Source organism: Arthrobacter sp. USHLN218 (genome assembly GCF_037144715.1).
Taxonomy (GTDB): domain Bacteria; phylum Actinomycetota; class Actinomycetes; order Actinomycetales; family Micrococcaceae; genus Crystallibacter.
This window is the reverse complement of record NZ_JBBCYT010000005.1, coordinates 217,846-244,520: the sequence shown is the minus strand read 5'-3', so window position 1 is coordinate 244,520 and position 26,675 is coordinate 217,846. Positions and strand designations below refer to the sequence as shown.

At 67.5% G+C, this 26,675-nt stretch carries 24 protein-coding genes and 1 riboswitch; of the genes, 11 read left to right on the top strand and 13 right to left on the bottom strand.

Annotated elements, in window-relative coordinates; translation table 11 throughout:
* Window position 1: 1 nt before the first annotated feature.
* Entirely contained in the window at window positions 2–1,543 is a 1,542-nt protein-coding gene (locus tag WFH44_RS13505; RefSeq protein WP_336714409.1) for a GMC family oxidoreductase, read from the bottom strand.
* A 424-nt stretch (window positions 1,544–1,967) separates the two neighbouring features.
* Between WFH44_RS13505 and WFH44_RS13500 the strand changes: the two genes are divergently transcribed.
* The 8 genes from WFH44_RS13500 to WFH44_RS13465 all read left to right on the top strand — a co-directional run bounded on the left by WFH44_RS13500 (window position 1,968) and on the right by WFH44_RS13465 (window position 11,133).
* Window positions 1,968–3,569, top strand: a complete 1,602-nt coding sequence (locus tag WFH44_RS13500) for an HNH endonuclease signature motif containing protein (protein WP_336714408.1) — start codon at window positions 1,968–1,970, stop codon at window positions 3,567–3,569.
* A gap of 282 nt (window positions 3,570–3,851) precedes the next feature.
* Entirely contained in the window at window positions 3,852–5,129 is a 1,278-nt protein-coding gene (locus WFH44_RS13495; RefSeq protein ID WP_336714407.1) for an MFS transporter, read from the top strand.
* A 75-nt stretch (window positions 5,130–5,204) separates the two neighbouring features.
* Window positions 5,205–5,888: a GntR family transcriptional regulator gene (locus tag WFH44_RS13490; protein ID WP_336714406.1), complete on the top strand. Its 684-nt coding sequence runs from the start codon at window positions 5,205–5,207 to the stop codon at window positions 5,886–5,888.
* A complete protein-coding gene (locus WFH44_RS13485) occupies window positions 5,885–6,655 on the top strand; it encodes an aspartate/glutamate racemase family protein (RefSeq protein ID WP_336714405.1) in 771 nt (256 codons plus the stop codon). The genes WFH44_RS13490 and WFH44_RS13485 overlap by 4 nt, the downstream gene beginning before the upstream one ends.
* Window positions 6,656–6,664: 9 nt before the next feature.
* A complete protein-coding gene (locus WFH44_RS13480) occupies window positions 6,665–8,092 on the top strand; it encodes an amidohydrolase family protein (RefSeq protein ID WP_336714404.1) in 1,428 nt (475 codons plus the stop codon).
* A 9-nt stretch (window positions 8,093–8,101) separates the two neighbouring features.
* Entirely contained in the window at window positions 8,102–8,827 is a 726-nt protein-coding gene (locus WFH44_RS13475) for a maleate cis-trans isomerase family protein (RefSeq protein ID WP_336714403.1), read from the top strand.
* A 200-nt stretch (window positions 8,828–9,027) separates the two neighbouring features.
* Complete coding sequence (locus WFH44_RS13470; RefSeq protein ID WP_336714402.1) at window positions 9,028–10,107, top strand: hypothetical protein; 1,080 nt, start codon at window positions 9,028–9,030, stop codon at window positions 10,105–10,107.
* Between the two features lie 78 nt (window positions 10,108–10,185).
* Window positions 10,186–11,133, top strand: a complete 948-nt coding sequence (locus WFH44_RS13465) for a redoxin family protein (RefSeq protein WP_336714401.1) — start codon at window positions 10,186–10,188, stop codon at window positions 11,131–11,133.
* 40 nt (window positions 11,134–11,173) lie between these two features.
* Here WFH44_RS13465 and WFH44_RS13460 read toward each other — a convergent pair whose 3' ends face one another.
* From WFH44_RS13460 to WFH44_RS13425, 8 genes are all read right to left on the bottom strand, one after another.
* A complete protein-coding gene (locus tag WFH44_RS13460; RefSeq protein ID WP_336714400.1) occupies window positions 11,174–11,833 on the bottom strand; it encodes a Type 1 glutamine amidotransferase-like domain-containing protein in 660 nt (219 codons plus the stop codon).
* Between the two features lie 561 nt (window positions 11,834–12,394).
* Entirely contained in the window at window positions 12,395–13,576 is a 1,182-nt protein-coding gene (solA, locus tag WFH44_RS13455; RefSeq protein ID WP_336714399.1) for an N-methyl-L-tryptophan oxidase, read from the bottom strand.
* 34 nt (window positions 13,577–13,610) lie between these two features.
* On the bottom strand, window positions 13,611–14,609 hold the full coding sequence (locus tag WFH44_RS13450) for a heme-dependent oxidative N-demethylase family protein (RefSeq protein WP_336714398.1): 999 nt from the start codon (window positions 14,607–14,609) through the stop codon (window positions 13,611–13,613).
* The gene (locus WFH44_RS13445; RefSeq protein ID WP_336714397.1) at window positions 14,606–15,538 is read right to left on the bottom strand and encodes a PDR/VanB family oxidoreductase; all 933 of its coding nucleotides are present in this window, start codon (window positions 15,536–15,538) and stop codon (window positions 14,606–14,608) included. Before WFH44_RS13445 ends, WFH44_RS13450 begins: the two co-directional genes overlap by 4 nt.
* Window positions 15,531–16,088, bottom strand: coding sequence for a dimethylamine monooxygenase subunit DmmA family protein (locus WFH44_RS13440; protein WP_336714396.1), 558 nt, complete (start codon window positions 16,086–16,088; stop codon window positions 15,531–15,533). Before WFH44_RS13440 ends, WFH44_RS13445 begins: the two co-directional genes overlap by 8 nt.
* Window positions 16,089–16,142: 54 nt before the next feature.
* Entirely contained in the window at window positions 16,143–16,925 is a 783-nt protein-coding gene (locus tag WFH44_RS13435; protein WP_336714395.1) for an amino acid ABC transporter ATP-binding protein, read from the bottom strand.
* The gene (locus tag WFH44_RS13430) at window positions 16,922–17,656 is read right to left on the bottom strand and encodes an amino acid ABC transporter permease (RefSeq protein ID WP_336714394.1); all 735 of its coding nucleotides are present in this window, start codon (window positions 17,654–17,656) and stop codon (window positions 16,922–16,924) included. Before WFH44_RS13430 ends, WFH44_RS13435 begins: the two co-directional genes overlap by 4 nt.
* Window positions 17,657–17,736: 80 nt before the next feature.
* Window positions 17,737–18,663: a substrate-binding periplasmic protein gene (locus WFH44_RS13425; RefSeq protein WP_336714393.1), complete on the bottom strand. Its 927-nt coding sequence runs from the start codon at window positions 18,661–18,663 to the stop codon at window positions 17,737–17,739.
* A gap of 299 nt (window positions 18,664–18,962) precedes the next feature.
* Between WFH44_RS13425 and WFH44_RS13420 the strand changes: the two genes are divergently transcribed.
* Window positions 18,963–19,595: a TetR/AcrR family transcriptional regulator gene (locus tag WFH44_RS13420; protein ID WP_336714392.1), complete on the top strand. Its 633-nt coding sequence runs from the start codon at window positions 18,963–18,965 to the stop codon at window positions 19,593–19,595.
* Here the strand turns inward: WFH44_RS13420 and WFH44_RS13415 are convergent.
* The 4 genes from WFH44_RS13415 to WFH44_RS13400 form a co-directional block, all read right to left on the bottom strand.
* Complete coding sequence (locus WFH44_RS13415) at window positions 19,586–20,257, bottom strand: M15 family metallopeptidase (RefSeq protein WP_336714391.1); 672 nt, start codon at window positions 20,255–20,257, stop codon at window positions 19,586–19,588. The genes WFH44_RS13420 and WFH44_RS13415 overlap by 10 nt on opposite strands.
* A 194-nt stretch (window positions 20,258–20,451) precedes the next feature.
* Entirely contained in the window at window positions 20,452–21,699 is a 1,248-nt protein-coding gene (locus tag WFH44_RS13410) for an acyl-CoA dehydrogenase family protein (RefSeq protein WP_336714390.1), read from the bottom strand.
* 42 nt (window positions 21,700–21,741) lie between these two features.
* Window positions 21,742–22,437, bottom strand: coding sequence for an AmiS/UreI family transporter (locus WFH44_RS13405; protein ID WP_336714389.1), 696 nt, complete (start codon window positions 22,435–22,437; stop codon window positions 21,742–21,744).
* Between the two features lie 41 nt (window positions 22,438–22,478).
* A riboswitch (SAM riboswitch) is annotated at window positions 22,479–22,591 on the bottom strand.
* A 204-nt stretch (window positions 22,592–22,795) separates the two neighbouring features.
* Window positions 22,796–23,728, bottom strand: coding sequence for an ABC transporter substrate-binding protein (locus tag WFH44_RS13400; protein ID WP_336714388.1), 933 nt, complete (start codon window positions 23,726–23,728; stop codon window positions 22,796–22,798).
* Between the two features lie 536 nt (window positions 23,729–24,264).
* Between WFH44_RS13400 and WFH44_RS13395 the strand changes: the two genes are divergently transcribed.
* Window positions 24,265–25,452, top strand: a complete 1,188-nt coding sequence (locus WFH44_RS13395) for an MFS transporter (RefSeq protein ID WP_336714387.1) — start codon at window positions 24,265–24,267, stop codon at window positions 25,450–25,452.
* A gap of 376 nt (window positions 25,453–25,828) precedes the next feature.
* Window positions 25,829–26,593, top strand: coding sequence for a hypothetical protein (locus WFH44_RS13390; RefSeq protein WP_336714386.1), 765 nt, complete (start codon window positions 25,829–25,831; stop codon window positions 26,591–26,593).
* Window positions 26,594–26,675: the final 82 nt, after the last annotated feature.

Sequence of the window (26,675 nt, the reverse complement as noted above, 5' to 3'; positions counted from 1 at the left end):
CCTAGGCCTCGGTGCCGGCGGGGATGCCGGTGATGAATTCGGCGGCTTTTTCGCCGATGAGCACCGAGGGGGCGTTGGTGTTGCCGGTGGGGACGAGCGGCATGATGGAGGCGTCGGCGATGCGGATGCCGGCCAGGCCGCGGACCTTGAGGCTGCGGGGGTCGACGACGGCGAGCTCGTCCAGGCCCATCTTGCAGGTGCCGACCTGGTGGTGGTAGGTCACGGCGGTTTCGCGGACGTAGCGCTCCAGGTCTTCGTCGCTGTCGGAGTACTCGGTTCCGGGGTAGACCTCTTCGGGTCCCCACTCGGCCAGCGCCGCGGTGCGGCCCATCTCACGGCACTGCCGGACCGAGGCGACCAGGGCGCGGACGTCCTCCTCCGCGGTGAGCGCTCCGAGGTCGATCTGGATCGGGTCCTCCGGGTTGGGGCCGGAGAGCGTGATCTCGCCGCGGCTGAGCGGGCGGACGATTCCGCCGATGAGCGAGAAGCCGTTCTCCGGGCCCGTCATGTCGTCCAGGAAGTACATCGGGACGGAGAAGTGGATCGGCTGCGTGTCCGGCACGGCCAGGTCCGGGCTGCTCTTCCAGAAGTGGTGGACCTCGGCCGGGGCGACCTCGGGCGCGGGGACCTCCTTCTTGGTCGTCGTGTAGATGACCGGCGAGAGCAGGTGGTCGTGCAGGTTCTTGCCGACGCCGCGCAGGTCCAGCACCGGCTCGATGCCTGCCTCGCGCAGTTCCTCGGCCGGGCCGATGCCGGAGCGCAGCAGCAGCTCGGGCGAGTTGATCGCGCCGGCGGCGAGCACCGTCTCGCCCGCGGTCAGCCGGTGCAGCTGGCCGTCCTTCTCGTATTCGATGCCGGTGACGGTGCCGTCCTCGATGAGCAGGCGGCGGACGTGCGCGTTGGTGATCAGCGTGAGGTTCTCGTGGCCGACGACGGGCTTGAGGTAGGCGTGCCAGGTGTTGAAGCGCTTGCGGTTGCGGATGTTGAGCTGCATCTGGGAGACGCCTTCGACGTCGCCGGAGTTGTAGTCCTCGTTGAGCTTCACGCCGACTTCCTGCGCGGCCTCGAGGATGTCGTTCTGGACCGGGTTGCGCGGGTACTCCTTCACCACATCAAGCAGGCCGGAACCGCCGCGCGTATCGGAGGCACCGCCGTCGTACGTTTCAATGGCCTTGAAGACCGGAAGGACGTCCTCCCAGTTCCAGCCCGGGCAGCCCAGGTACGCCCAGGTGTCATAGTCCTGCTTGGCGCCGCGGACCCAGATGGTGGCGTTAAGGGCGTGCGAGCCGCCGGTGACCTTGCCGCGCGGCAGGTGCAGGCGGCGGCCGACGCAGCCTTCCTGCTCTGTGGTGTAGTAGTCCCAGTCCTCGGGGCCATGCCAGAGCGAGCCGAGCGCGAACACATCGTGGATCGCCGGGTTGGTGTCCTCGCCGCCGGCCTCCAGCACCGCCACGGTCTTCCCCGCGTTAATCAGCCTGCGGGCGAGGACCGAACCGGCCGAACCGGCGCCGACCACAATGTAATCCAACTCGTTGACTGCCATCTTTGAACTCCCAACGTTGAGGTGATGCGGCTCACGCAATTACTGACCCTTCAGTCTGTAATGCGACCGCCCGGGACGGCTTGGATATCAGCGCACGGCGCATGGAAACGGGCGCACTCAACGCGCCGCCCGATCCCTATACAGCCGACATAGCTCGCCCACACTTTTGCGGGACGCTGACACGACAACCTTCCGGCGACCCTGCGGTCCCCGGTGACCTTGATCAGTGCAGGGGCAGGAAACGACACAATCCACCGCACTGCGTGGATTTTTGGCACGCTGATCCCGGCGCGATCGCAGGGGTTTTGCGGCTGTCAGCCTTACTATTCCGTCTGATTCAATGCACCTTTGGAACGCCGTTTCCTGTCCTACACACAGTCCTTTTTTGGATGCATCTCGAATACGCCTTCGATAGCGTTAATTCATGGCAATCGCATCGTTCGAAGCGCAGCAGGAAGCCCCCGGCTTCCTCGCTTCCATGCGCTGCGCGTTGCAGGAATTTGCCGTCACCTTTCGCCAAGATGCGGCCCTACAGGATCCGCGAGAACTGGCAGAGTGCGTGGCGCTCGTCGAGGACCTCTCAAGGACTGTCGAGCAACTGCAGATAACTGGCGCGCATGCCGTCGACCAACAGAATGTCGCGGCGTTGCTCGGCCGCGACCCGAATAACCCGGAGTCGAAGTCCGAGTTCCGCGACACTTTGGATTACCTCCGCGCCCGGCTGCGCATCAGCCGGAGCGAAGCCAACCGCAGGGTTCGCCTAGGCGCCGGCACGATGCCGCAAACCCTCATCAGTGGCGGCGAAGCGCCGCCGAAGTACGAACACTTGGCAGCGGGGTTGGCTGAATCGGAAATCGATGGCAAGGCCGCAACGCTCATCCACGACACACTGGAACGGGTCCGTCCCGTCGCTTCCCCTGAGGACTTCGCTGCGATGGAGCAGCAACTGACCCGGCAGGCCGCCGAGTCAGATCTGGACACACTGCGCGTCATAACCAGGACATGGGAAGCCGCCATCGACTCGAACGGCCGGGAGCCGAATACGGAACAATTGGCCGCCCAGCAGGGTGTCTTCGTCAAACCGAAGCGCTGGGGCCTCAACAGGTTCGAAGTCGTTGCGACCGACGAACAGTACGAACACCTGATCACCGCCATGAACACGCACACGAACCCGCGCCTGCGCAAGACGTTCACGGCCGAAGGCGACTCCTCGGCGGCGCAGGACGCCGGCGTGGAAGCGGATGACCGCCCGGCCCCCGACTGGCCGATGCCTACCCGCCCCCAACAGTTGCTGCAAGGCCTCGTCGGGTCCTGCCGGATCGCGCTCTCTACGGACGAGCTTCCCGCCACCGGCGGCCACCGCCCGCAGGTCATGGTCAACATCGACTACAACGACCTTGTATCCGGCATCGGCAGCTCAGGGCAGGCCGTCTTCGGCGGAATGATCACACCTCAGACAGCCCGCAAAATCGCCTGCGACTCCGACCTCATTCCCCTCGTCCTCGGCGGAAAGGGCGAAGTCCTGGACGTCGGACGCGCCCAACGCCTGTTCACACCGGCCCAACGACGGGCACTCGTTGCACGCGACAAAGGCTGCGCCTTTCCCGGCTGCACCATGCCAGCGCACTGGACCGAAGCCCATCACATCCGGTTCTGGAAAAAGCACAAGGGGCGGACATCAGTGGCAAACGGCGTCTTGCTTTGCTCGTTCCATCACCACCTGGTTCACGCGGAAGACTGGACGATCGAATCGATCGAGGGGATACCGTGGTTCATCCCACCCGCCTACATCGACCCGTCCCAGGTGCCACGACGCAACCGCTACCGGCATGTGCCTGCCCTGAAACGCGGCGGACAACTCGGTGCCGGGGCTCCGCAGGAAGACGAGCGGAGCCTGACCATGGACGGACGTCTCCCGTTGACCGCTGCCTCGGGCTCATCCATCCAGCCATCGGCCGGACCGCCCGAGGGCTGGAGCCGCCCCTTCGGCGACGGGCCGCTGCAGCCGGATACGCCTCCTTGGTAGAAACGCACAGCAGCGCCCGTTTCGCCGGGCCCTCCTGGTTGGGATGTCGATATAGCCCAAAAAACCCTTGTTCGTTGCCTGCATCACACCATACATTGTCTTTTGGGATCCCAAAACGGGATCCCAAAAGACTCTCGCGTCATAGGTTCCGGTTCCGGGCGCTCAACGAATTAGATGCCGCTCGCATGTTCCTGGTGACCTGCCCGCTAACTCCTAATCGAAGGAGAAGAAGTGTCCCTTCAAAACACTCGGACTGAGAGCTCGGCACCCGAGCGGTCGAAGGTGCAACGTCGCACCAACGTCCGCTGGAAGCTGTTCCTGCTGCTGCTCCTCCTCGTCACCGTCAACTACATCGACCGCGGCTCCATCTCGGTGGCGCTGCCCATCATCCAGAAGGAATTCAACCTCTCCCCCGAACTCGTCGGTCTACTGCTCTCAGCCTTCTTCTGGACCTATGCGCTGATGCAAATACCGGTCGGCTGGCTCATCGACCGGTTCGGACCGCGCAAAATGGTCACCGCATCCTGCGTCGGATGGGGCGCCGCAACGGCAGCATCCGGCCTCGCTGGCGGCTTCGCCAGCATGTTCATTGCCAGGATGGCCATCGGCGTGACCGAGGCAGGCGTCATGCCCGCCGGCGGCAAGCTCAATGCGCTCTGGATGCATTCGAAGGAGCGCGGCCGGGGTGCCACGATCCTCGACGCAGGTGCGCCGCTGGGCGCCGGCGTGGGCGGTATCGTCATCGCCGGCCTGATCGCCGCGACAGGCAGCTGGCGCTGGGCGTTCATCATTGCCGGCGCCGCAACCGTCCTGCTGGGCCTGGCCGTCTGGTGGTACGTCCGCGATAATCCGCGCGAGCACCGCGGCGTCAACGAGGCCGAGGCCAGCTACCTCGAGGAATCACATGCCGCTGAGGATGCTGCCGCCGTCGCGGATGGCCACTCCGGCCGCCGCGGGCTGCTGCCCTATCTGAAGTACCGCTCCTTCTGGGCGATGTGCCTAGGCTGGCTGGGCTTCAACGGGGTGTTCTACGGTCTGCTGACCTGGGGCCCGCTGTACCTGTCGGAGGCCAAGGGCTTCGATCTGAAGACGATCGGCTGGTCCACCTTCGTGATCTTCGGCGCCGGATTCGTCGGGGAAATCCTCGGCGGCTGGCTCGCGGACCGCTGGCGGGCAAAGGGCGGCTCCGCCAACGTCGTGATGCGCACCCTGCTCGGCATCTCCGCATTGGTCGTGGCCGGTGGACTGATCGGCGTCACCGTCGTCCCGGACTCGATGACCGCCGTTGCACTGCTCTCCATGGTGCTGTTCTTCCTGCGCTGGGTCGGCCTGTTCTGGTCCATTCCAGCCACCTTGGGCGGCCGGACCAACGCCGGCGTGCTCGGCGGCGCGATGAACTTCAGCGGCAACATCGCCGGCTTCGTCACCCCAATCGTGGTCGGGCTGATTGTCGGCGCCACCGGCTCCTACACCTGGGCACTGCTCTACTTCGTGGGCGCCGCGGTGATTATGGGCGTAGCAGTGCTGGCGCTGGACTACAGCAAGCGGCTGCCGGTGTAGCCGTCAGCAGATCGCACCTCACGAGACAGGCCGGGGATGAAAGCCCCGGGGAACCGACAACGGATGGAGACACAGATGCTGACCGGGACTCAGACCCCCGAGAGGGACAAGCCGCTCCGGGAGACCGTGCGCGATGCCATCCGTTCGCGGATCTTCGACGGCCGGTACGGCCCCGGTACCCGCCTCGTAGAGCGCGATCTCGCCGCCGAGTTCAACGTCTCGCGGCTGCCGGTGCGCGAGGCGCTGCGGATGCTCCGCCAGGAAGGCCTGGTGAGCGACCGCGGCGCCCGCGGCGCCGAGGTGAGCAGCCTCAATGAAAAGGACGTCGAAGACCTGTTCGCGGTACGGCACTCGCTGGAAGTCCTGGCCTGCCGGCTGGCCGCCACCCGCGCAACGGCGGAGGACCTGGCCGATCTGGAGGGCTACCTGGACCAGGCCGACCAATGCCTGGCCAAGGGGCAGTTGGTGGAAGCGCATCGCGCCAACAGCGAATTCCATGAGGCCATCACCCGCATCGCGGACAACGGTTTCCTGCGGGCGGCGCTGGAACCGCTGCAGGGCCGGATGAACTGGATCTTCGGCTACGCCAATGACGTGCCGGAGCTGATCCTTGAACACCGCGAGCTGCTTCAGGCCATCGCCTCCGGCGACCCGGAGCAGGCCGCGGCCCAGTCGGCCCACCACGTCGACAAGTACCGCCAGCAGTTCCCCGAAGACTACCGCCGAACCCACTTGGCAGAGCAACGGAAGAAGCCATGAAACTCCTTGTCATCAATCCCAACATCAGCGGCGACGTGACCGCGCTGATCGAGGCCGAGGCGCTGCGCTCGGCCTCCCTCGGCACCAAACTCGTGGTACGCACCGCGGGCCACGGCGTCGAATACATCGAGACCCGGTTCGAGTCGCTGGTCGCCGCCGGCGCCGTCGCCGAGCTCATCGCGGAGCACCACGGCCAGGTGGACGGCGTTGTCGTCGCCGCCTTCGGCGATCCCGGCCTGCCCGCGCTGAAGGAACTGGCGGACGTGCCGGTCATCGGCATCACCGAAGCCGCCCTTTACGCGGCCTCACTGCATGGCCAGAAGTTCTCCATCATCGCGATCTCGGACCGGATCAAGGCCTGGTACCGGGACTGCGTGGAACGCTCCGGCCTGGCCAGTCGGCTGGCCTCGATCCATTCGATCAAGGAGGAGCTCGGCGGGATCGGCGCCGTGCAGCACGATTTCCGGGACACCCTTTTGGCACTCAGCCGGAAAGCAGTGGAGAACGACGGCGCCGACGTCGTAATCCTTGCGGGCGCACCTCTGGCGGGACTTGCCCGGGAACTGCGCGGGCAGATCCCGGTGCCGGTGGTGGACGGCATCGCCGCGGGCATCCGCATGGCCGAAGCCGTAGTCGGGATGGACTGCGGCACGCACCGCGCCGGCGCCTTCGCCGCTCCCCCGGCCAAGCGGCGGCAGGGGCTCTCCCCGGCGCTCGAGGCCGCACTGGATTCCCTACAATCCGTGCCGGCCGCGTCCGGACGCTAGGAGGCAACCGTGAACGAAGGACCTCCCGAACTGGTGGTCGCCAACGCCACCGTCGTCAACAGCTTCGGCCGCCAGCAGGCGCACATCGTGGTGCGCGGCGGCCGGATCGAGCAGCTGCAGGACGCCGACCTGCCCGTGCCGACGGCCCAGCGCACCATCGACGCCGCCGGCCGCCTGGTCATTCCCGGCGGCGTGGACGGACACTGCCATGTGGCTCAGGTGACCGGCCGATTCTCCACGCTGGACGACTACGCGGTGACCTCCACGGCGGCGCTCTGGGGCGGCACCACGACCATCATCGACTTCGGCATTCCGGCCGACGCCTCCGAAACGCCGTTGGCGGCGGCGCGGAAGAAGAAGGAGCTGGCCCGGATTTCGCGCTGCGACTATGCGCTGCACGGCTCGGTGATCGAGTGGGACGAGACGGTGCCGGGGCAGCTGGAGGAACTGGCCGTCGAGGGCATCCGCTCGGTGAAGATGTACACCACCAACCGCGGCACCACGATGGCCAACTCCGACACCATCCTCAAGGTGATGCGCGACATGGTGCGGCTGGACGGGCTGACCTACATCCATGCCGAGCACGATGCCATCATCCACGACTGCACGGAGCAGCACGCTCGCGGCGGAACGATCGGGATCGAGCACCTGCCCGAGACCCGGCCGGAGCTGGCCGAGGAAGCGTCCGTCAAGGAAGTGCTGGCCATGGCCGAATACGTCGGAGCGCCGGTGTATTTTGTGCACCAGTCGACGCCGGGAGCGGTGGACCTGGTCGCCGAAGCCCGCCGGCGCGGACAGGACGCCTTCTCGGAGACCTGTCCGCACTATCTCGCACTGGATGACACCGTCTACCGCGGGAGCTTTCCGGAGTGGTACGCCTGCTGCCCGCCGATGCGCAGCCCGCAGACCGTGGCCGCGCTGCGCGCCCGGTTCGCGGCCGGCGCCATCCATACCGTCGCCTCGGACCACTCCTGCTACGACCTGGCGCAGAAGCGCGAGCGGACCGACGACGTCCGCGCGATGCCGCACGGCCTGCCCGGCGTGGAAACACGCATGCCGGTCACCTTCACCACACTGATGGAGCATCCGGGCGCCCGGGTGGAGGACTTCGTCGAAGTGTTCTCCGCCGGCCCTGCCCGGATCAACGCAGTTCCGGGCAAAGGCATCGTTGCCGAAGGCTACGATGCCGACCTGGTGCTCTTCGACCCGGAGGAGCAACGGACGGTGGACGGCCGCGCGCTGCACATGGGAACCGATTTTTCGCCGTTCGAGGGGAAGGCACTCAGGGGATGGCCCGCCGTCGTTGTTTCCGCCGGGCGCGTGGTGGTCAGCGACGGCAGCTTCCGCGACCCTGGTCCCGTGGGCCGTTTCATCCACCGCGGCGGCTTCCGCGAACACTCGACACCGTCCGCCGCTACCCTTCTCGCCCGAGCCTAGGAGCCACCCATGCCCACTGAAACCCGGCCGACCCGCATCGGCATGATTGTCCCCTCGTCCAACACCTGCCTGGAGCCGCAGAGCTACCGGATCTTGGGCGCACGCGAGGACGTAACCCTGCACTTCACCCGGATTCCAGTTACCCGGATCGCCCTCGACTCGTCCTCCGACAAGCAGTTCGACTCCGACGTGATGCGGGAGGCGGCGGAGTTGCTGGCCACCGCGGACGTGGACGTCATCGCGTGGAACGGCACCTCCGGCTCATGGCTCGGCCCCGGGCATGACCGGAAGCTGGCTGCGGAGATCAGTGCAGCGACCGGGATCCCGGCGACCACCTCCACGCTGGCCTACCTCGCGGCGTTCGGGGCGCTCGGCACCGAGCGGATCGGCCTGTTCACGCCATACACTCCGGACGTGAACAGGGCCATCGCCGAAGCATACGGGCATTGTGGCATCAAGGTGATTGGCGACGTCGCACTGGGCCTGAGCGACAATGAATCCTTCGCGCGGGCCACCGATGGGGAAATGCGGCCGGGCTCGCTGGAGCTGGCCGGGCTTCGGCCGGACGCGTTGGTCTACCTCTGCACCAATCTGTACGGCTCGCGCATCACGGCCGAAATCGAGGAGCATACCGGCGTGCCGGTGCTGGACTCGGTCGCCGTGACGCTCTGGCACAGCCTGAAGCTGGCCGGCGCTCCCCTGCTGGATCCGGAGTGGGGGCGGCTGCTCGCCTGAACCGGTCAGTGGTCCGATCCCCGGTGCCGCGTTTTCGCCTTCAGCTCCTCCGCTCGAGCAGTGGGACGCTGACCCCTAAAGGGGCTGGACCCTACCGTCGCGTCAGGCGGCCGTATCCCGCACGGATTGCAGTTCCTTGGGCCGTAGTGCCGTTGCCGCCCGAGGACTATAGTGAGGCGACCGTGGAAGGGAACGGGAGCATGACTGAGATTCTGCTCCGGCAGGGAAACGGCTGGGCTGCTCCTAAGGTCGCCGGGTATGCACTGGAAAGCGAGATGCAGTTGCTCCTTGGCGACCATCCTGCGCTGGTGCCCGGGGTCGGGCCGGCGGCCGCCTCCTGCCGCGAATTCCTGACGGAGCCGGGCCCGATAGACCTCGTCATTGTGGATGAGAACGGGGAGCTCACGCTGGTCGAGTGCAAGCTCGCCGCGAACCCGCAGATCCGGCGCGAAATCATCGGGCAGCTCTTCGACTACGCGTCCTGCTTCTGGAAGATGGACGTCAATGACTTCCTGGCGAAGTGGCGGCACCGGGGTTCGGACCTGCTGGCGGCCCTGGACGAAGAGAAGGCCGATGTGCTGCGTGAGGCGATCGCCCGGAATCTTTCGGACGGGCGGTTCCGGCTGGTCCTGGCCGCCGACCAGATCAACAAGCCGCTGAAGCGCATGGTGGAGTACCTGAACGCTATGAGCGGACCGGACACGTCGGTGATCGCCGTCGCGTACACGCGGATGACCCACGGGGAGATCGAACTCCTGGTACCGGAAATCTACGGGCAGGAGTCGGCGGAGGCCAAGGCCAACAGGTCCGGGACGGCCAGGATTGTCTGGGATCTGCCGACGTACCGCTCGTGGATCCAGGAGAACGATTCGCAGGCCATCGCCGGGTTCGACGTGCTCGTGTCGGCCGCGGAATTGGCCGGGTTGATGCTCACCGGCTCGCTGGCGGCTAAGCCCTCTGCGGGATTTGCGATCCCGGACTGCTCCGGCAAACAACTCGGCACGCTGGCGGTGCACGTCTACAACGGCCTGGGCACGTCCGTGGAGCTGGACCTCAACCGGCTGGCGTCCCAGCCGGAGGATGAGCGGCCTCCCGCCGACATCGTCCAGACGTTCCTCGACAACCTCGCCGATATCCCCGAGTTCAAGCCCGTCGCGGACAATCTCAGAGCGACCGATTTCAAGAGCCGCGCGCCCAACGTGCCGCTGCGTGCCCTCTCGCCGGGCACGATCGACAAGCTTGTGGCGGCCCTCAAAGGGCTCATGGCCCGTCCGCGCTAGTGCCGCGGGTGCGCTGCTTGTCCGCACTTGACCTTGCCCTCAGGGGGAAGGTTTACGGTAGGGCGTGAGGAGGGCAGAATGCGGATCGGAGAACTGGTAGAACGGGCCGGGGTGACCACAAAGGCCGTGCGGTATTACGAGTCGCTCGGGTTGATCACCCCGGAACGGCGGCCGAACGGGTACCGCGAGTACGGCGAGTTCCACGTGCGCGCCGTCAGCGAGGTCCGGCGGCTGGCCGAGTGCGGGATCGCGCCGAGCTGCGCGGCCCCCTTCATCGAGTGCCTCGACGCCGGACACGTGCACGGCGACGAATGTCCGGCGTCGCTCGCAGCCTACCGGGACAGCATCAGCGAACTGGACCGCACCATTGCCCTGCTCACCGCCCGCCGCGCACTGCTCGCCGACCGCCTGCAGGACGGCGCGGAACGTTCCTTCAACAGTCTGGAGACTTCTGCCATGACCGACTACAGCGTTTTGCCCGAGGGTTTGCCAGTTCCAACTGACGACGGCGGTGCGGCGCACCTTCCCGGCCTGGCGGTCCCTGCGCTTACCCTTCCGTCAACGGACGGGCAGCAGATCAACCTGGCCGAGCTGGGTCCGGGCCGCTCCATCGTCTACCTCTATCCGTTGACCGGCCGGCCCGGCGTGGACCTGCCGGCAGGCTGGGACCAGATCCCCGGCGCCCGCGGCTGCTCGACCGAGGCCTGCGACTTCCGCGACCATTTCAAGGAGCTCGCCGGCGCCGGAGTCTCGCGCGTATTCGGGCTGTCCAGCCAGGAAACCGACTACCAGCGCGAAGTCGTGGAGCGGCTGAAGCTGCCGTTCCCGATGCTCTCGGACGAGAAGTTCGCCCTGCAGGAGGCACTGGACCTGCCCGTGTTCTCCGCCCCTGGCCATGGGAAGCTCTACGCCCGCCTGACCCTCGTGGTCCTCGACGGCCTCATCGAACACGCCTTCTACCCCATCTTCCCGCCGAACGAGCACGCCCAGCAGGTACTCAAATGGCTGGCAGCCAACCCTCGCTGATGGCATCGGCCGCCTTCCATTCACAAATGGCGGGCACCTATCACGCGAGCTTCTTCCATTGCCCTTCGGAAACCACCTCAACGGCGCCGTCGGTGACCTTGATAGCCGTCTGTTCGTCGATGGCGTAGGCAGGGACGCCTATCTCGGCGGCCCACCGCTCGGCGTAGGCCAGGGTGTTGCCCGGGAAAGCGTCCAGGTGCGGAAAGATCGAAAAATCCACCACCCCCAGAGTCCGATCATCCGGAGCGGACGGCCACTCGACGAAGTATTCCCCGATCCGCGGCGTCATCACCATGCTTCCGGCGCTCACTCCCACCCACACCGTGTCGGGAAGCGACGGCAGCAGCTCGGCCAGTCCGGACTCCCGCATCCAATGGGACAGGTACGTCGCGTCGCCGCCCTCGACCAAGAGCACGTCAGCCTCCCGAACCCAAGGGACCCACCGATCCGCGCCGATGGTGGGCAGCGCGGTGAGCTCGAGAACGCCGACTGACGCCCAGCCCAGGCCGGACAAATGACGGAAGTCGTGCTCGGCGGCCAGGAGGCCCCGCACCGGTGCCGGTCCGCACATCGGGTGACCCCACTGCGCTGTCGGGATGACCAGGGCGCGGCACTGGGCGACCGGCTTGTCGAGAAGCTGCACGAGCGCCGCGTGAATGCTCGGGTTCGTCACGCCGCCTGAGGTAAGCAAGAGCTTCAACGTGCCTCCAGAGTCAGCGCGTGGATGATGGATGTGTCGGATGCCGCGGTAAGGGATCCTCGAACGGATGCCCGGAGGTGCTTAATCCGTTTCCGGTCCGGAGCAGTATGCACAATCCGGCCCGGAGCAGGGTGCGTCGTACGGGCCGAGGTTCTCAGCCGAAAAGAGCCCGGTGCTGTCGGGGACCGCGCTGCCGGGGGCTGCTGAGCTGGTCAGAGTACTCGTCATTGAGTTGCTCATGCGAAGTGCCTTTCATCGGCGTTGAAATTAGATGCTGATAGCCCAGCTTTGCAGGCTGCGTTTCGTCGAGTAAAGCGAGCTTTTCCGACGTATACCGGTTGGTGAAACCGAACAATGAACTGCGTGGCCAGCCGGCTTCGCTGCTTGACTTCGCTACGGTGCCGCAGCCCCCAAAAACCCGAAGCACCAGCTCACGACCCTGAGGCCCAAGCCGAAGCCGGAAAGCCCCACGCCGCAAGCCCCATACCCAGACCCAGACCCAGCCCCAGCGATGGTGCGCCCGGAAAACATCCCCGGGCGCACCGCCGTCGTTGTTGGCTGTTACCTCCCGATGGGCTTGGCCAAGACCTTGCTGGCGGCGAAGCGTGCGGGATCCAGGAAGTCCAGGTCGACGAAGGTTCTCTCGCCCAGAGCTACCTGGGCGGCGAGTTCGCCGATGGCGGGGGCGTGCTTGAAGCCGTGGCCGGTGTCGCCGCTGGCGACGATGATGCGCGATCCCGGGCCCAGCCGGCCTAGGAGGAACTGGCCGTCGAGGGAGTCCGTGACCATGCACATCTTGGTTTCGACGGGTTCGGGGTCCAGGCCGGGGAAGGCCTGTGTGACGAGGCCGGAGAGCTGCTGCCAGTCCCGCTCGCGGGTCACCATGCGGTCGATGGTATCGGGGTCGCAGTCCTCGAAGTTGGTGCCGTCGTCCCACATGCCGACCTTGATGGCGTGGCCGGGTCCGGAACCGTGGCCCCAGATGCCGGAACCGCCGGGGAGGTCGCGGATGAAGGCCGGGAACTGCGGGAGCGCAAAGCTGTCGGCGTCGGCGGCCGGGCGGAACCAGAACATCGGCATGCGGCGGGGCTGCAGCACGTCGGACAGCTCCGGCAGCAGGCCGGGGGCCCAGCAGCCGGCGGAGACGACGACGTGTTCGGCGCGGATGACGTCGGCGTCGGTCTCGATGGTGACGCCGCCGCCGTCGTCGGTAATGCTGCGGACCGGAGTGCCGGTCAGGACGCGGGCGCCCAGTTCGACGGCCTGGCGGGTCGCCGCTTCGACGGCGCGCTCCGGGTAGTTGATGCCGCCGAAGGGATCGAGCAGACCGACGTCGTCCGGGTCAAGGTTGCCGTACTGCGGGAACCTCGAGCGCAGCGCTTCGTGGTCGAGGAGCTCGGTGGCGATGCCGGCGGCTTCCGCGGCGGCGAGCGATCCTTGGATGGTTTCGCTGCCGTGGGCTCCGACCATGAGCGCGCCGGTGGTGGTGAGCTGCGTGGTGCCGGTGGCCGCGCCGAGTTCCTCCCAGAGCTCGCGGGCGCGCATCCCGACCGGGCCGAGCAGCGGATGCTCGCGGCAGGCGATGCGGAACAGGCGCGTGAGGCCGTGGGACGAGCCTTGGTCGTGCGCCGTGGACCGGGCCTCGATACCGATCACCGAGACGCCGCGCTTGGCCAGCCGCCACAGGGCGTTTGAGCCCCAGCCGCCGAGGCCCACCACGACGACGTCTGCCTGCAGTTCCATGCTTTCCTCTTCCCTTGGTTGTCTTACGTTGTGGTCAGGCCGGGCGGCCGGAAGCAACGGCGTGGCTGTCGACCCGTTCGCGCAGCCAGTCGAGGATCTCCTCGCGGAACTCCCCGAAGCCCTTGTGGGCCACGAGGTCCGGCGGCAGCTCGTCCATCACGGCGTGCAGCTGGGAGGCCCATTCGGGGACGGTGACGATGTCGGCGAGCGGGCACAGGTGCGTCTTCACGAGGAACAGCACCGCATTGGACGTCGGCAGCCGCACGCTGTGCTGGACCTCGACGCGCAGCCGGGCCTCCCCGTAGGCGCCGTCTTCCGTGATGCGGCGCAGCGTATCGGCGCCCCAGGTCGGGAACTGTTCCAGGCTCATGTCCAGCCGGGGGCTGACCGCGATCACCCAGCTGGTCCGGCGGTAGTCCTCGCCCGGCACCAGGTTCATGAGGAACTGTTCGGTGCGGGACACCATGCCGTTCTCGTGGATGCGCGGGACCGGGCCGTGGATGTCGCCGAACCCCATGCCCACCACGAACGTGTTGGACCACGTGCCGGAGAAGCTGAGGGCGACGCCGTCGGCGAACAGCCGGCCTTCGCGCTGGTCCAGCAGGACGATGTCTTCCTGCAGCTGGGTGGCGGCGAAGCGCAGCGGGGGCATCGGGAGGGAACTTTCGACGCCGAACTCGAAGTCCGCGGTGATGTCCAGCAGGTCGTTCCGCCAGTGGTAGGTGTTGCCGCTGCGGTCCAGGTGCATGGACTCAGGGTAGGTCGCCGCGAGCTCGGTGAGGCAGAACAGCAGCGTGTCCCAGGCCGCCACGTCCATGTGCGGCAGGATCCGGCAGCGCTCCGGCTCGGCGTCGAAAATGCTCTGCCGCAGCGCGACGGTCTCGGCGTAGTGCTCGTCGATGTCGAGGATGTTGCCGCCCCACTCCCCCGCCGCGGTGGTCCGCACGGTGCGGGCCGGTTCCACGTTGGCCGAGTAGCGGAAGACGGAATCGGTCAGCGGCCAGGGGTAACGCTCGATCGGGGTCTTGATCACAGCTCCAGCTCCAGTTCGTCGGTCTGCGCCCGGGAGACGCACGGGTAGAAACAGTCGTTGGCCTCGCGTTCGCGGGACGTGAGGATCAGGTCGCGGTGCTCGGGAATGCCGGCCGAGACGTCCACCCGGCACTGGCCGCAGACGCCCTGCCGGCAGAGCGCCGGCACGGCGACGCCGGCTTCGGCGAGCGCGTCCAGGGCGCTGGTACCGCTGGGTACCGCGACCGCCTGGCCGGAAGCGAGCCTGACGGTGAACGGCTCCCCCGGCTCCAGCCCGGGTGCGGCGAAATGCTCGACGTGCAGCCGTTCCTCGGGCCAGCCGAGGCTGCCGCCGAACTCCTGGAACGCCGCCATCATGCCGGCCGGCCCGCAGGCGTAGGCGTGGGTCCCGACGGGCTGCTGCCGCAGCCGCTCCGCAAGGATGTCAGCCAGCTGGCCGCGGCCCGCCGCCTCGAACAGCCGGCCCGGTGCCAGCCGCCGCAGGTCCTCCAGGTGCGGGGCTCCGGAGGCGGAGTAGCCGTAGACCACCTCGAACGAGCGGTTCCAGCGCAGCGCGGCGCGGACGTGGGACAGGATCGGCGTGACCCCGATCCCGGCCGCGACGTACAGGTGGTGCTTGGCCGTAGCCACCGGGGCGAAGGCCGAACGCGGCGGGGACAGCCGGACGGTGCCTCCGGGACGCAGCCGGTCGTGCAGCCAGGCCGAACCGCCGCCGTCGCCCTGGCGACGCACGGAAATGCGGTAACCGTCCGCCGTCGTTCCGTCACCGGTGAGCGAATAGGCATTCGCCTTGCCGGACATTTCGACGACGATGTGCGAGCCGGGTGCGTACGGACGGAGCACGGCGTCCGGGCCGCCGGGCCGGAAGGTGAACTCCTTGACGTCCGGGGAGACCTCGCGGATGCTCTCCGCGACGAACACGTCAGCCATAGAGCGCCTCCTGCAGTTCCGGAGTGCGGTTATTGCGTACGCGGCGCCGCTCGCGTGCGGCCCGGTCCGTGCCCAGGTACATGCCCGTGTGCAGGGACAGGTGCGGGTGCACTTCCAGGTCGAGGGCGCAGCCGGCGCAGCGGACCACCGAGCCGGGCCGTGCCTCGGCGAGGGTGTGGGACTTGCAGTGCGGGCAGTACACCCGGATGCGGCGCGTGTCCGTGACGAACAGCGTCAGCTCCACGTCCAGCAGCCCGGCCTCGCGGGCCGCGGCGGCAACGGCCAGCACCGCGGCCTCCTCCCCGGCGGCCGCGATCCGCCAGCCGACGCGCCGGCCGGCGGCCAGCGCGACCATCGCTTGGGGCAGGTCCTCGATCCAGCCCGCCAGGTACCGGGCGTCAATGACGACGGCGTCGTGCGGCAAGGCTGCGTCCTCCAGCGTCCGTGCCCATCGCCTCAGCACTGCGTTGCCGGCTTCCCCGAGCGAGAACAGCGTATAGCTGCCGGCCGCGGGGTCGAGGCCGCCGGGTTCCGCCGGCCAGTCCGGCATGGAAGTCCTTGGCGGGTACGGTGCGTCATCCAGGGTCCGGGGCATCGGGGCGCCTCAGGCCGCGAGGAACGCGCGGGTGCGTTCGTTCTTCGGTGCGTCCAGGACCTGCCTGGCGTCGCCCTGCTCCGCGATGAGCCCCTGGTCCATGAACACGAGCCAGTCGGAGACGTCGCGGGCGAAGCCGACCTCGTGGGTCACCACGACCATGGTCATGCCGGTTTCCGCCAGCTCCTTCATCACGGCGAGCACGTCCTTGGTGGACTCCGGGTCCAGGGCGGAGGTGGGCTCGTCGAACAGCAGCACCTGCGGGCTCATCGCGAGCGCACGGGCGATGGCGACGCGCTGCTGCTCGCCGCCGGACATCTGGTCCGGGTAGGCCAGGCCGCGGTGCCGTAGGCCCACGCGGTCGAGCAGCTGGACGGCGCGTTCCTCCGCCTCCGCCTGGGACCGGCCGCCGACCTTGGTCTGCGGGTAGGTGATGTTCTCGAAGGCGGTCAGGTGCGGGAAGAGCAGGAACTTCTGGAAGACCATGCCGATCTTCCGGCGCAGGGCGGGAAGGTCGTGCAGGACCTGGCGGCTGCTGAAGAACACCTGCTCGCCGAGGACCGTCATGTCGGCGGCGTCCGGCACCTCGAGGAGGTTGAGGCAGCGCAGGAGGGTGCTCTTGCCGCCGCCGCTCTTGCCCATCAGAGTGACGATGCTGCCGGCGCGGACGTCGAGGTCGATGCCCTTGAGCACCGGGCGGCCGTGGTAGGACTTCTCCAGGCCGCGGACCGAGATCGCAGCCTTCCCGGTGCTGCCGGGGGCTGAGGTGAGGGGCTGGTCGAGAGTCATCATGCGTTCACTTTCTGCGCGGGCGAATAGGACTCGAGGAGCGCCGCGGCGTGCTGCAGGCGCTTGCGGCGGCCGGGGCCCAGCGGCTTGCCGGCAGCCAGGCGGCGTTCGAGCCAGAGCAGGAACTGGGACAGCGGGTAGCACATCGCGAAGTAGAGGACGGCGATGACGAGGTAGACCTCGAGCGCCCGGAAGGTCTCGGAGGCGATCAGCTGCGCCTGGGTCATCAGTTCGGCCGCGGAGATGGTGATGAGGAGCGACGTCGATTTCAGCAGGTCCACCAGCATGGTGTTGGTTCCCGGCAGGGCTGTGCGCAGTGCCTGCGGCAGGATGACCGAGAAGAGCGTGGAGACCCGGCCGAAGCCGAGGGCCAGCGAGACCTCGGTCTGCCCGGCCGGCACGCTGGAGATGGCGGAGCGGAAGATCTCGGACAGGTAGGCGCCGTAGAAGGCCACCAGGCTGAGCGTTCCGGCGGCCAGCACGTCCAGCGTGATGTCGACGGTGGCCAGCCCGAAGTAGATGAGGAAGATGACCGCCAGCAGCGGGATGTTCTTGAACAGTTCGGTGTAGGCGGCGGCCAGGCCCCGGAGCACTTTGAACCGGCTGAGCCGGATGAGGGCGAGGGCCAGGCCGAGGATGAACGCGCCGACGAAGCCGAGGACCGTGTACTGGAGGGTCGCGATGATGCCGTCGACCAGGTCGTCGGCATAGTCGGCCCAGGGAACGTTGAACATAGTCGTCACTTTCTGCTGGTCCCCGGCGGCGGCAGGCGTGCCGCCGCCAGGGTGAAGTGCTGGAAGGTCGTTCGGAAGCGTCAGTCGATGGTCGGCAGGGCCCAGTCGGCGTCGCGGTCGGCGGCCTGGCGCAGTTCGAGCATGCCCGGGCTCGGCTTCAGGTACGCTTCCGGATCGCCGCCCCACTTGGTGACGAGTTCCTCCATCGTGCCGTCGGCGTACATTTCGCCGATCTGCTCGCTGATGGCGTCCGCGAGATCCTGGGACTGCTTAGCCACGTAGAAGCCGGTCATCGACGGGGTCAGGTACTGCCAGCCCGGGTGCTCCTCGATTTCCTCCGCCGTCGGGCTCTCGATGTACTGGGTGTTGAAGGACAGCTGCGGGTTCTTCTGTTCGGTGTAGCTGATGACCAGCGGGTCCAGCATTCCGACGGCGATGCGGTCCGCCTTCAGGTCGTTGAAGGTTCCGTTGGCGTCGGGGTAGGTATGGAGCGTGGCCCCGGGGGTGTCCTGGATGCTCGCGGTCCAGCTGTAGCCGGTGACCGTGCCCATGTGGAGGCCCTCGAGGTCCTCCGCCTTTTCATAGGTCTTCCCATCCCCGACGGCCAGGGCCACCGGCGAGTAGTAGGGCGGGTCGGTGAAGAGCCCGGTCTCCTCGCGTTCCGGTGTCCAGAAGATCGAGCCGAGGGCCAGGTCGACGCGGTTGGTCTGCACCGCCGAAAGCATGCCCGAGAAGTCGGTCTGCTCGATCTCGATCTTGTAGCCCAGCTCCTCCGCGGCCGCGTTGAGGATTTCGCCGTCGAGCCCCTCCAGCTTGCCGTCATCCTCCCCGACGTACGGAAGGTACGGCATCATCGCGACCTTGATTGTCCCCGCCGTGAGGGTGGTCAGTTCCACCTTCGGCGCGGCGGCCTCTGCGGTGTCGCCGGACGACGCCGAACATCCCGCGAGCAGTCCCGCGGAGAGCGCGGCGGCGACGGCAAGGGCTTTCCTCGAATTGGCTTTCATACACGGGCTCCTGGATCTAGTGCGGGGTTTGTCTGTGATCCCCAACTGACTGGTTCCAACCTAGTGAGCGTCTATTACCGCCGTATTACTGGGCCGTTGCGGTTTCCGGCCATGTTCGTGGCTTTTGTTTCAGGTTCCGCCCGGGAGGCCACGCCGAGGTGCGCCGCCATACCGCCAACGCCGCGCGCTTACTAATATGGCGGTACCAGCCAAGGCGCAAGGCCCCAGTGCGCCCGGCACGCCAAGGCAGGAGATTCGACCTTCGACCTTCGACCTCAACCACCAAACAGGACAGCGACATGACCGCAAACGCCGCAGCACGCCCGCCCGGGAACAGGGCCGCCATCGTCGACGCCGCCATCGAAGTCATCTCCCGCACCGGGCTGGCTGGCGCGCGCCTCAAGGATGTGGCAGCCGAAGCGAGGGTCTCCGTCGGGACGGTGCAGCACTACTTCGGTTCCAAGGAGAAGCTGGTCGACGAGGCGCTGTACAGCATCGCCGCCGACACGGTGAACGCGATCCTGCGCTCCTCGCAGGCGGCAAGCTCCAAGACGGCGTGGGAGGAGCTGTGCGGAATGCTGGCGACCTATCGGGAGTGGGGCGATTACCCGAAACGCGCACGGATGTGGCTGACCTTTGCCGCCTCCGGCCTGGACAACCCGGCCCACCGGCGCCTGATCCAGTCCGTGTCGCAGCAGTGGGTCGCGCCCTTTACCCAGGTCATCCGGCGAGGGACCCAGGACGGCGAATTCCATCCGGTCGCACCAATCGACGACATCGTCGATATCCTCCTGCGGCTGACCGACGGCTACACCATGAGCCAGGCCGCCGGGTTCCTCGAGGCCGCCGGCCCGGCCGGAACCGAGGTCACCCCCAGGTTCCGGACCGTCGCCGCTGCCCTGCTCGGTGTTCCCGAACCGGCTCAGAGGTAGTCAGGCGCTGCTCCCAACCCGAAGAAATCCTCCAAGGTGCGGGAGCCGCCGTCGTTCATGTCCCCCACCAGGGAGGTGCCGACGTAGCGCAGGTGCCACGGCTCGTACGTGTAGCCGGTGGTGGCCTCGGCGCCCTTCGGGTAGCGGATGATGAAGCCGTAGTCGTCGGCATGCTCGGCCGCCCACTTGCCGACCGGTGTGTTCGCGAAGCACGGGTCGAGGGCGCAGGTCCCGCCGGGATTGCCGATATCCATGGCCAGGCCGGTCTGGTGCTCGCTGTAGCCCGGGCGCGCGGCAAGGGTGTCGGCCGTTTCCTGGCCGTACTGCAGGACGTAGTTGTTGTAGAGGCTGGCCTGCTGGTTGTAGGACCGGTAGCCGCTCACCGGCACGATGGTAACGCCCGCCTTCTTGGCAGCGCTGGCGAACTTCTTGTAAGCATCGGCGGCTTCAGCGCGCAGCGATTCGCCCTGGATCCTCGCCAGGCGGGACGGGACGTAATTCTGCGGGTTCAGCTTCCGGTGCTTGTTCACTACTACCTGCAGGCTGGAAGGCGCATCGATCTCATAGCCCTTGACGGTCGCCGCGGTGGCGGCCGGGGCAACGAAGCCGAGGCAGACGAACATGGCCAGCAGGATGACGAGCGCTCTGTTGATGACACTCACGAGGACCCCCAAGACGTAAAGAATGCGTTCGGCCACCCTATGTGCGGCGCGGGGGCGCGTCGAGGGCAGGCCGCGTGCCGCGGGACGCCGCACACGATTTTCACGGTCCGTCCCGTCGGTTGGCTATTTCGGCGCCGGGCAGACGGAAGCGGCGGCGGGAACGATGTCCGCGCCGCCGCCTTCGCGTGCTGCTGCTACTTCTTGTCAGGTCCGGCGCCGATGGCCCAGACGCGCGGCGGGACCGTGCCGTTGACGGAGTAGTCGCCGATGATGCGCGCCTTGAAGACCCACGGGTTGTGGTTGGCCGCGGTGCGGGCGTTGCGCCAGTGGCGGTCGAAGTTCTTCTTGGTGCTGGTGCCCGAGGCGGACAGCGCGTCGAAGACATCCGAGGTGGCACGCGTGGCCAGGTCGGTCAGGACCACCTGGGCCTGGGCGCTCTCGAGTTCGGCGAGGTCGTTGAGGTGCTCTTCCTGCTCGAGGTCGTCGAGGAACGCGGCTTCGTACGCGCGCTGCAGGGCCTGGGCGGCCCGCTCGACGGTGGCGTCCGCGGCATAGGCCTTGGCGGACACCTCGCCGATGACCTGCAGGATCTGCGGATCCTCGCGGAAGGAGTCGGCGTTGCCGTGCGAGAAGATGCGGGTGCGGTTGCGGACCTCGGTGGCGATGTCGCGCTCGGCGGCCTTGATGCTGCCGGCGAGGACGGCGAGCAGCACGACCTGGTAGAACGCGGTCTGGTACTTGAACCGGGTGTCGAAGTCGATCACGTTGTCGGCCTCGACCACGGCGTCCTTGAAGGTGCTGGTGCCGGAGCCGGTGGTCTGCTGGCCGAAGCCGTCCCAGTCGTCGGAGTGCGTGACGCCTGGCTGGTGCGCGTTGACCACGGCGATGACCTTGACGTCGTTGTCCGTGCGCTGGGCGAAGGTGTCGATCCAGTCGGCGAAGATGCTGCCGGTCGAGTAGTACTTGGTGCCGTTGACGCGGAAGCCGCCGGTGGCCGAGTCCGGGTCCGGGCTGACCTTGGTGATGACGTCGCCGATCTTGACGGTGCCGACCTCGGTCCACGAGTTGCCGGCGATCTCGCCGTTCACGAAGCGCTCCAGCCAGACCGCGCGCTGCGGGCCGGAGGAGACCAGCCGGTCCTCGACGAAGGCGAAGTGGCCGCGCAGCGCCTGCGGGATGTTCGAGTCCGCGGCGGCGAGTTCGGTGAGCAGGCGGAACAGCTGCGGCAGGGTGGCGCCGGCACCGCCGTCGGCCACGGGAACCCGCACGGCGCCGAAGCCGGCCTTCGTCAGCTCCTTGATCTGGTCGAAGGGCAGCTGGTGGTCCTGCTCGCGGGCGCTGGCGCCCTCGGCGATGCGGGCGAAGATCGGGCGGAAGCGGTCGGCGAGGGTGTCGTAGTCGGTCTCGGCGGCGTGGGTGCTTTGCGTGGTTACGGAGGTCATGACGGGCCTTTCGTTGTTACGGAAATTCGGAAGTCGGGTGGGTCAGACGCCCGCGGGTGTCGGCTCTTGGGCGGGCTGGGGCAGTACGGCGGCGGCGGGTTCCGGTGCCTGTGCGGCGTGCGTGTGCTCCGGTTCCGGGAGTACGACGGCGGCGCGGCCGGTGCGCCGGGCCAGGAACCCAGCGGCGCCAAAGAGGAGGGCGATCACGACGGCGGCTGCCGCGGCACTCCCCCAGCCCGACGGCCAGGCGCCGTTCAGCCCCAAAAGGGCGGGCACCGTCGTCGTTAGCTGGCTGGTGAGCAGGGTGACCCAACCGGTATAGGACGTGAGGGCGGACCTGCCGAAAGCGAGGAGCAGGAAGAACAGCGTCCACAGCACGGCCCAACTGGTCCACAGCACCGCGGAGAACGGGTCGGCGGCTAGGTTGGAGACCGCGTACACCACGGCGAGCGCGGCGACGAGGCCGCAGAACCAGCCGACGCCGGCCGACCCGAGGTCGAACAGCGAGTTCAGGCCGACGTAGGTGTAGGTCAGGCCGAAGAGGACGACGCCGGCGGCGCCGAGCAGCTGGGCCGAGTCACCGGCTGCGGTCACGGCGATCAGGGCGGCCAGGATCAGCTGGAGGCCGCCGATGAGCAGGTTCAGGGTGCCGCTGTCGCGCGGCGGGATGCGTCCGAGCAGGGCCAGGCCGTTGATCAGCAGTGCCACGCCGGAGAGGATGAGGCAGATGAAGGACATGGGCATGTTCCGTCTGTGCGGGAGGGCTCGCGGAGGAGCCGGCTCGATGCTTGCCGGAACACGGTTGTGCCCGGCCGGATCTTCACCTGGGGCACCCCACCACGAAGAGGGTTGCCGTCCAACCAGCCAGGGCTTCGCGTTGGAACTCGTGATCTGTTGAAAAAGCTATGCCGCGGCGGCGGCCCGCGGCAACGGTTTGGGGCGAAGATGACGCAAGGTCACGCCCTGTTACCCGCAGCACCGGCAAAAGGTTGCAGGGGCTTGCCAGTCAGGCCCGCGGTCCGCTAGTGCAGCTGCGCCGGCCCGTCCTGCCCGGGCTTGGTTCAGTACCGCGGCCCCGCCGGCCGGCAGCGTGCCCTCAGGCGAGGCCCTTGTCCTTGAGCCAGGCGGCTGCGGCGTCCTTGGGGTTCTGCTTCGCGTCTCCGGAGACCTTCTCGTTGAGCTGCATGAGGTCCTCGGTGGTCAGTTCCTGCGAAACCTTGTTCAGGATTTTCTGGGCCTCGCTGCCGACGGCGTCGGTGCGGATCAAGGGAAGCACCTGCTGGGCTGCGAAGAGGTCCTTGGTGTCCTTCAGCGTGACCAGGTTGTTGGCCGCAATCGACGGGGAGGTCGTAAAGATGTTCGCGGCCTGGACCCGGTCGTCCAGCAACGCCTGGAGCGTCAGCGCCCCGCCGCCGTCGCTGAAGGGGACGAACTCCTTCGGGACACATCCGTAGACGGCCTTGAGTCCCGGCAGTCCCTGCGGACGCTCCTGGGCCTCGGGCGGCATTCCAAGGGCGATGCGGTCGCAGGCTTTGCCCAGGTCCTCGAGGGATTCCAGTCCGTACTTGTCCGCGGTCTGTTGCGTGACGACGAGCGAGTCCTTGTCCTCCGCGGCCGCCGGTTCCAGCACCGCGAGCCCCTCCGGCAGCTTTCCGGGCAGTTCCTTCATCACTTCTTCGGCGCTGCGCGCCGAGGTGCCCTCGTCCAGATAGCGCAGGAGATTGCCGCTGTAATCGGGCACCAAATCGATGGAGCCGTCCTGGACTGCCCGGACATAGACTTCGCGCGAACCAATCCTCGGTTTGGTGGCCGCGGGGACGCCCCCGGCATTCAAAGCCCCGGCGTATATCTCGGCAAGGGTCTCGCTCTCCGGGAAATTCGCCGATCCCACGAGCACGGGCCCCTGCGCCCCGGTCTCCCCGGCGCTGGTCTCTCCGTCCTCGAACGGGCTGGCGCTGCAGCCGGCCATTCCCAGGGCGAGCAGGAGCCCGGTGATGAGAACGGCTGGAAGTCTGAAGGTGTTCCGCATGGAGGTTTTCCTTAGAGGTAGGTCCAAGCTGTGCTCACAGGCTAGACGACTGAAAGCGAGGCAACCAGAATGCGCAGGTTTTTACGTAAGGGTTGGCAGATTCACCGGTGGGCCGATTCGCGGCCGGGGCTTCAGCACCGCGGAAGTGACATTGCCCCGGGGGCCTAGGCTTCCCGGGGCAACGCCGCTGCCCCTTCGCGGGAGGGGCACAAAGGAACGGGTCTGGGGGGTCGGCCCCGCTCCGCGGGCCGGGCCTTCCACAAGGGCGGGTGATCCGGCACACTCTGAGTCTGCCTGCCGCGGCGCCGTCGGGCCAGATTCCAGTTCTGGGGATGGGCGGAACCCCCAAATGAGTGGCAAGGGGTGTGCCTGTGTGCTTCTTTTCCGGTGGGCCGATGTTCCGGAAGGTGACGCGAACGCGTGTCCGGAGCGCCGCCGTCGTAATTTTCACTATCCTGAAGGCTGGTTTCCCGCTCCCCCACGGACACATCCCGTCCTCCGCGGGCGGCCGGCGACGACAAGGAAATGCTGACTAGATGATGGCAAGTGCAGGCGGTTCCGGCGACGATCACGGCAAGCCACGGAACCGCGTACCCGATGGCGTCCTGCGGTCGGTCGGATTCCTGTCCTTCTTCGATCGCTTCGGCACGCCGCCGATGCTCGTGGTGCTGGCTGACCGGACGGACCTGTCGCTCGGCCAGGCCGTCCAGCTGGTCGCGGCGTACGCACTGCTCTACGCCGTCGGGCAGCCGGTGTGGGGGCTGCTCAGCGACAGGTTCGGCCGCCTGGCGATCCTGCGCATGGCTCTGACGGGAGTCATGATCGGGTCGCTGGCCAGCACGCTGTCCGGCAGCTACCTGCCGCTGCTCCTGGCCCGGGCGTTCACGGGGCTGATGGCAGGCGCGCTCTATCCGACGCTGATGACGATCCTCGGCGACACACGGACCGGGATCGACCGGGCCCGCGGGCTGTCCGACCTGCAGATCTACTCATCCCTCGGGACGACCATCGCTGCCCTCGCCACCGGCACCCTGGCCGCGCTGGTGGACTGGCGGCTGGTGTTCGCGCTGCCGGCCGTGGGCTGCCTGGTCCTGCTGATCCTGCTGCGCGGCGTGGAAATCGACGGGCACTCCGGGCGCCGCGGCATCCGCCTGGGCCACGCGTTCTCGCCCTCCGCCCTGGGCATCTACGGACTGGCGGTCCTGGAGGGCGCCGTGCTGATGGGCATCCTGACGTATATCGTCCCGGCCCTGCAGAACGCCGGGGTCGGGGTCAGCCTGGCGGGCATGCTGGCCGCCGGATTCGGCGTCGGCGTCATCCTCGGGGCCCGCGTCATGCGCCGGCTGGTCCAGCGGTTCACCCGCACCCAGCTCATCGCCATCGGAGGAAGCGTGCTGGTCACGGCGTTCCTGGTTTCGTCGCTCTGGCACGTCCCCGCAGCATTAACAACGACGGCGGTACTCGTCGGCGTGTCCAACGCCGTCCTTCACTCCTCCATGCAGGGATGGGCCACCGACATTGCCCCGCAGGCCCGCGCCACGAGCGTCGCACTGTTTGCGGGCTCCCTGTTCCTCGGCAGCTCGCTGCAGAACTTCCTCACCGCCGGACTCGCCGACAACCGGCAGTACGGCACCATCTTCCTCATGGGCCTGGTCGCAAGCATCTTCCTGACGGTTATCGCTGCCCTGGGCCACGCCTCCTGGAAGCGCATTCACGCCAGCTGACTGACGGTCCGGGGCGATCCCCCGGCTCCGGACGCACCCCAACACGTGGCGGAACGAGCGCAATGCCGCAGGTCGTGAGCGCGGTCCGATTACCAGTTGGTGCCTTCGCGAAAGGGGAATCCGGGACGCGGTCCGACATTGACGCTACCCCCCTTCTCAGGGCGCAGGGGCGGAGGGTGACACAGTTCCGCCGTCCTGTGCGGATGTTAAGCACTTCCACCCGTCACATGGCCCGAATTTTTCCTCCTTTTGATCCCGCCCGGAGCAGTGTTGTAACGCTTAAACCGCAACAATCCCCAAAAGAATTGGAGCAAAAATGACGTTTCGGAACGCTAAGACCGGCCGCCTTGCAGCAGCAGTAGTTGTCGCAGGAGTGGTGACCACTGCAGGAGCAGGAGTCGCTTCGGCCGTCGACGAACCGAACGCTGCGGGAGCAGGAGCCCCCACGCCCATCAGCCAGGCGCAAGACCCCTTCGTGGCCATCTCAGCTGAGAACGTGTACGTATCGCCCAATCTGATCGTCACCGACGGCACCGCCCTCGAAACGCCGCCCGAAGAGCTGGCACCCATCGAAGAGGCCCCCGTCCCGGCACCCGACCTGCCGGTCGACGAGGCACCCGCCGAGGACGCACCCGAGGCACCGGTCCCCGCGCCGGAACTCCCGGTTGACGAGGCGCCGATTGAAGAAGCACCCGCCCCGGCACCTGAACTCCCGGCCGACGAAGCACCCGCCGAGGACGCACCCGAGGCACCGGCTGAAGACGCACCCGAGGCTCCGGCTGAAGACGCACCCGAGGCTCCGGCTGAAGACGCACCCGAGGCTCCGGTTGACGAGGCGCCGATTGAAGAAGCACCCGCCCCGGCACCTGAGCTCCCGGCTGAGGACGCCCCCGAGGCACCGTCTGAAGACGCCCCGGCTGACGAAGCCCCGGCTGACGACGCACCCGAGGCCCCGGCTGAAGACGCACCCGCCGACGAAGCCCCGGCAGCCGGTTGGAAGGCTCTCAAGGCCGAAGCCGATGCAGAGTGGAAGGCCGCCAAGGCGCAGGGCCAGGCCGACTGGAAGGACATCAAGGCCGAAGGCAAGGCCGAGTGGAAGGCCGCCAAGGCCGCTGAGAAGGCAGCCGCACCGGGCAGCTAATCTCCGTCCCGCCGTAAGGGCGGCCTCCCAGCCAGGGAGGCCGCCCTTTGCGCGCCCGGCAGTACAAATCATCTCCTCGGGA

Coding starts and splice junctions, on each gene's coding strand:
- WFH44_RS13500 (WP_336714408.1), top strand. CDS start 1,968: ATGGCAATCGCATCGTTCGAAGCGCAGCAGGAAGCCCCCGGCTTCCTC.
- WFH44_RS13490 (WP_336714406.1), top strand. CDS start 5,205: ATGCTGACCGGGACTCAGACCCCCGAGAGGGACAAGCCGCTCCGGGAG.
- WFH44_RS13445 (WP_336714397.1), bottom strand. CDS start 15,538: ATGGCTGACGTGTTCGTCGCGGAGAGCATCCGCGAGGTCTCCCCGGAC.
- WFH44_RS13505 (WP_336714409.1), bottom strand. CDS start 1,543: ATGGCAGTCAACGAGTTGGATTACATTGTGGTCGGCGCCGGTTCGGCC.
- WFH44_RS13485 (WP_336714405.1), top strand. CDS start 5,885: ATGAAACTCCTTGTCATCAATCCCAACATCAGCGGCGACGTGACCGCG.
- WFH44_RS13475 (WP_336714403.1), top strand. CDS start 8,102: ATGCCCACTGAAACCCGGCCGACCCGCATCGGCATGATTGTCCCCTCG.
- WFH44_RS13410 (WP_336714390.1), bottom strand. CDS start 21,699: ATGACCTCCGTAACCACGCAAAGCACCCACGCCGCCGAGACCGACTAC.
- WFH44_RS13420 (WP_336714392.1), top strand. CDS start 18,963: ATGACCGCAAACGCCGCAGCACGCCCGCCCGGGAACAGGGCCGCCATC.
- WFH44_RS13435 (WP_336714395.1), bottom strand. CDS start 16,925: ATGATGACTCTCGACCAGCCCCTCACCTCAGCCCCCGGCAGCACCGGG.
- WFH44_RS13470 (WP_336714402.1), top strand. CDS start 9,028: ATGACTGAGATTCTGCTCCGGCAGGGAAACGGCTGGGCTGCTCCTAAG.
- WFH44_RS13440 (WP_336714396.1), bottom strand. CDS start 16,088: ATGCCGGACTGGCCGGCGGAACCCGGCGGCCTCGACCCCGCGGCCGGC.
- WFH44_RS13400 (WP_336714388.1), bottom strand. CDS start 23,728: ATGCGGAACACCTTCAGACTTCCAGCCGTTCTCATCACCGGGCTCCTG.
- WFH44_RS13395 (WP_336714387.1), top strand. CDS start 24,265: ATGATGGCAAGTGCAGGCGGTTCCGGCGACGATCACGGCAAGCCACGG.
- WFH44_RS13425 (WP_336714393.1), bottom strand. CDS start 18,663: ATGAAAGCCAATTCGAGGAAAGCCCTTGCCGTCGCCGCCGCGCTCTCC.
- WFH44_RS13405 (WP_336714389.1), bottom strand. CDS start 22,437: ATGTCCTTCATCTGCCTCATCCTCTCCGGCGTGGCACTGCTGATCAAC.
- WFH44_RS13430 (WP_336714394.1), bottom strand. CDS start 17,656: ATGTTCAACGTTCCCTGGGCCGACTATGCCGACGACCTGGTCGACGGC.
- WFH44_RS13465 (WP_336714401.1), top strand. CDS start 10,186: ATGCGGATCGGAGAACTGGTAGAACGGGCCGGGGTGACCACAAAGGCC.
- solA (WP_336714399.1), bottom strand. CDS start 13,576: ATGGAACTGCAGGCAGACGTCGTCGTGGTGGGCCTCGGCGGCTGGGGC.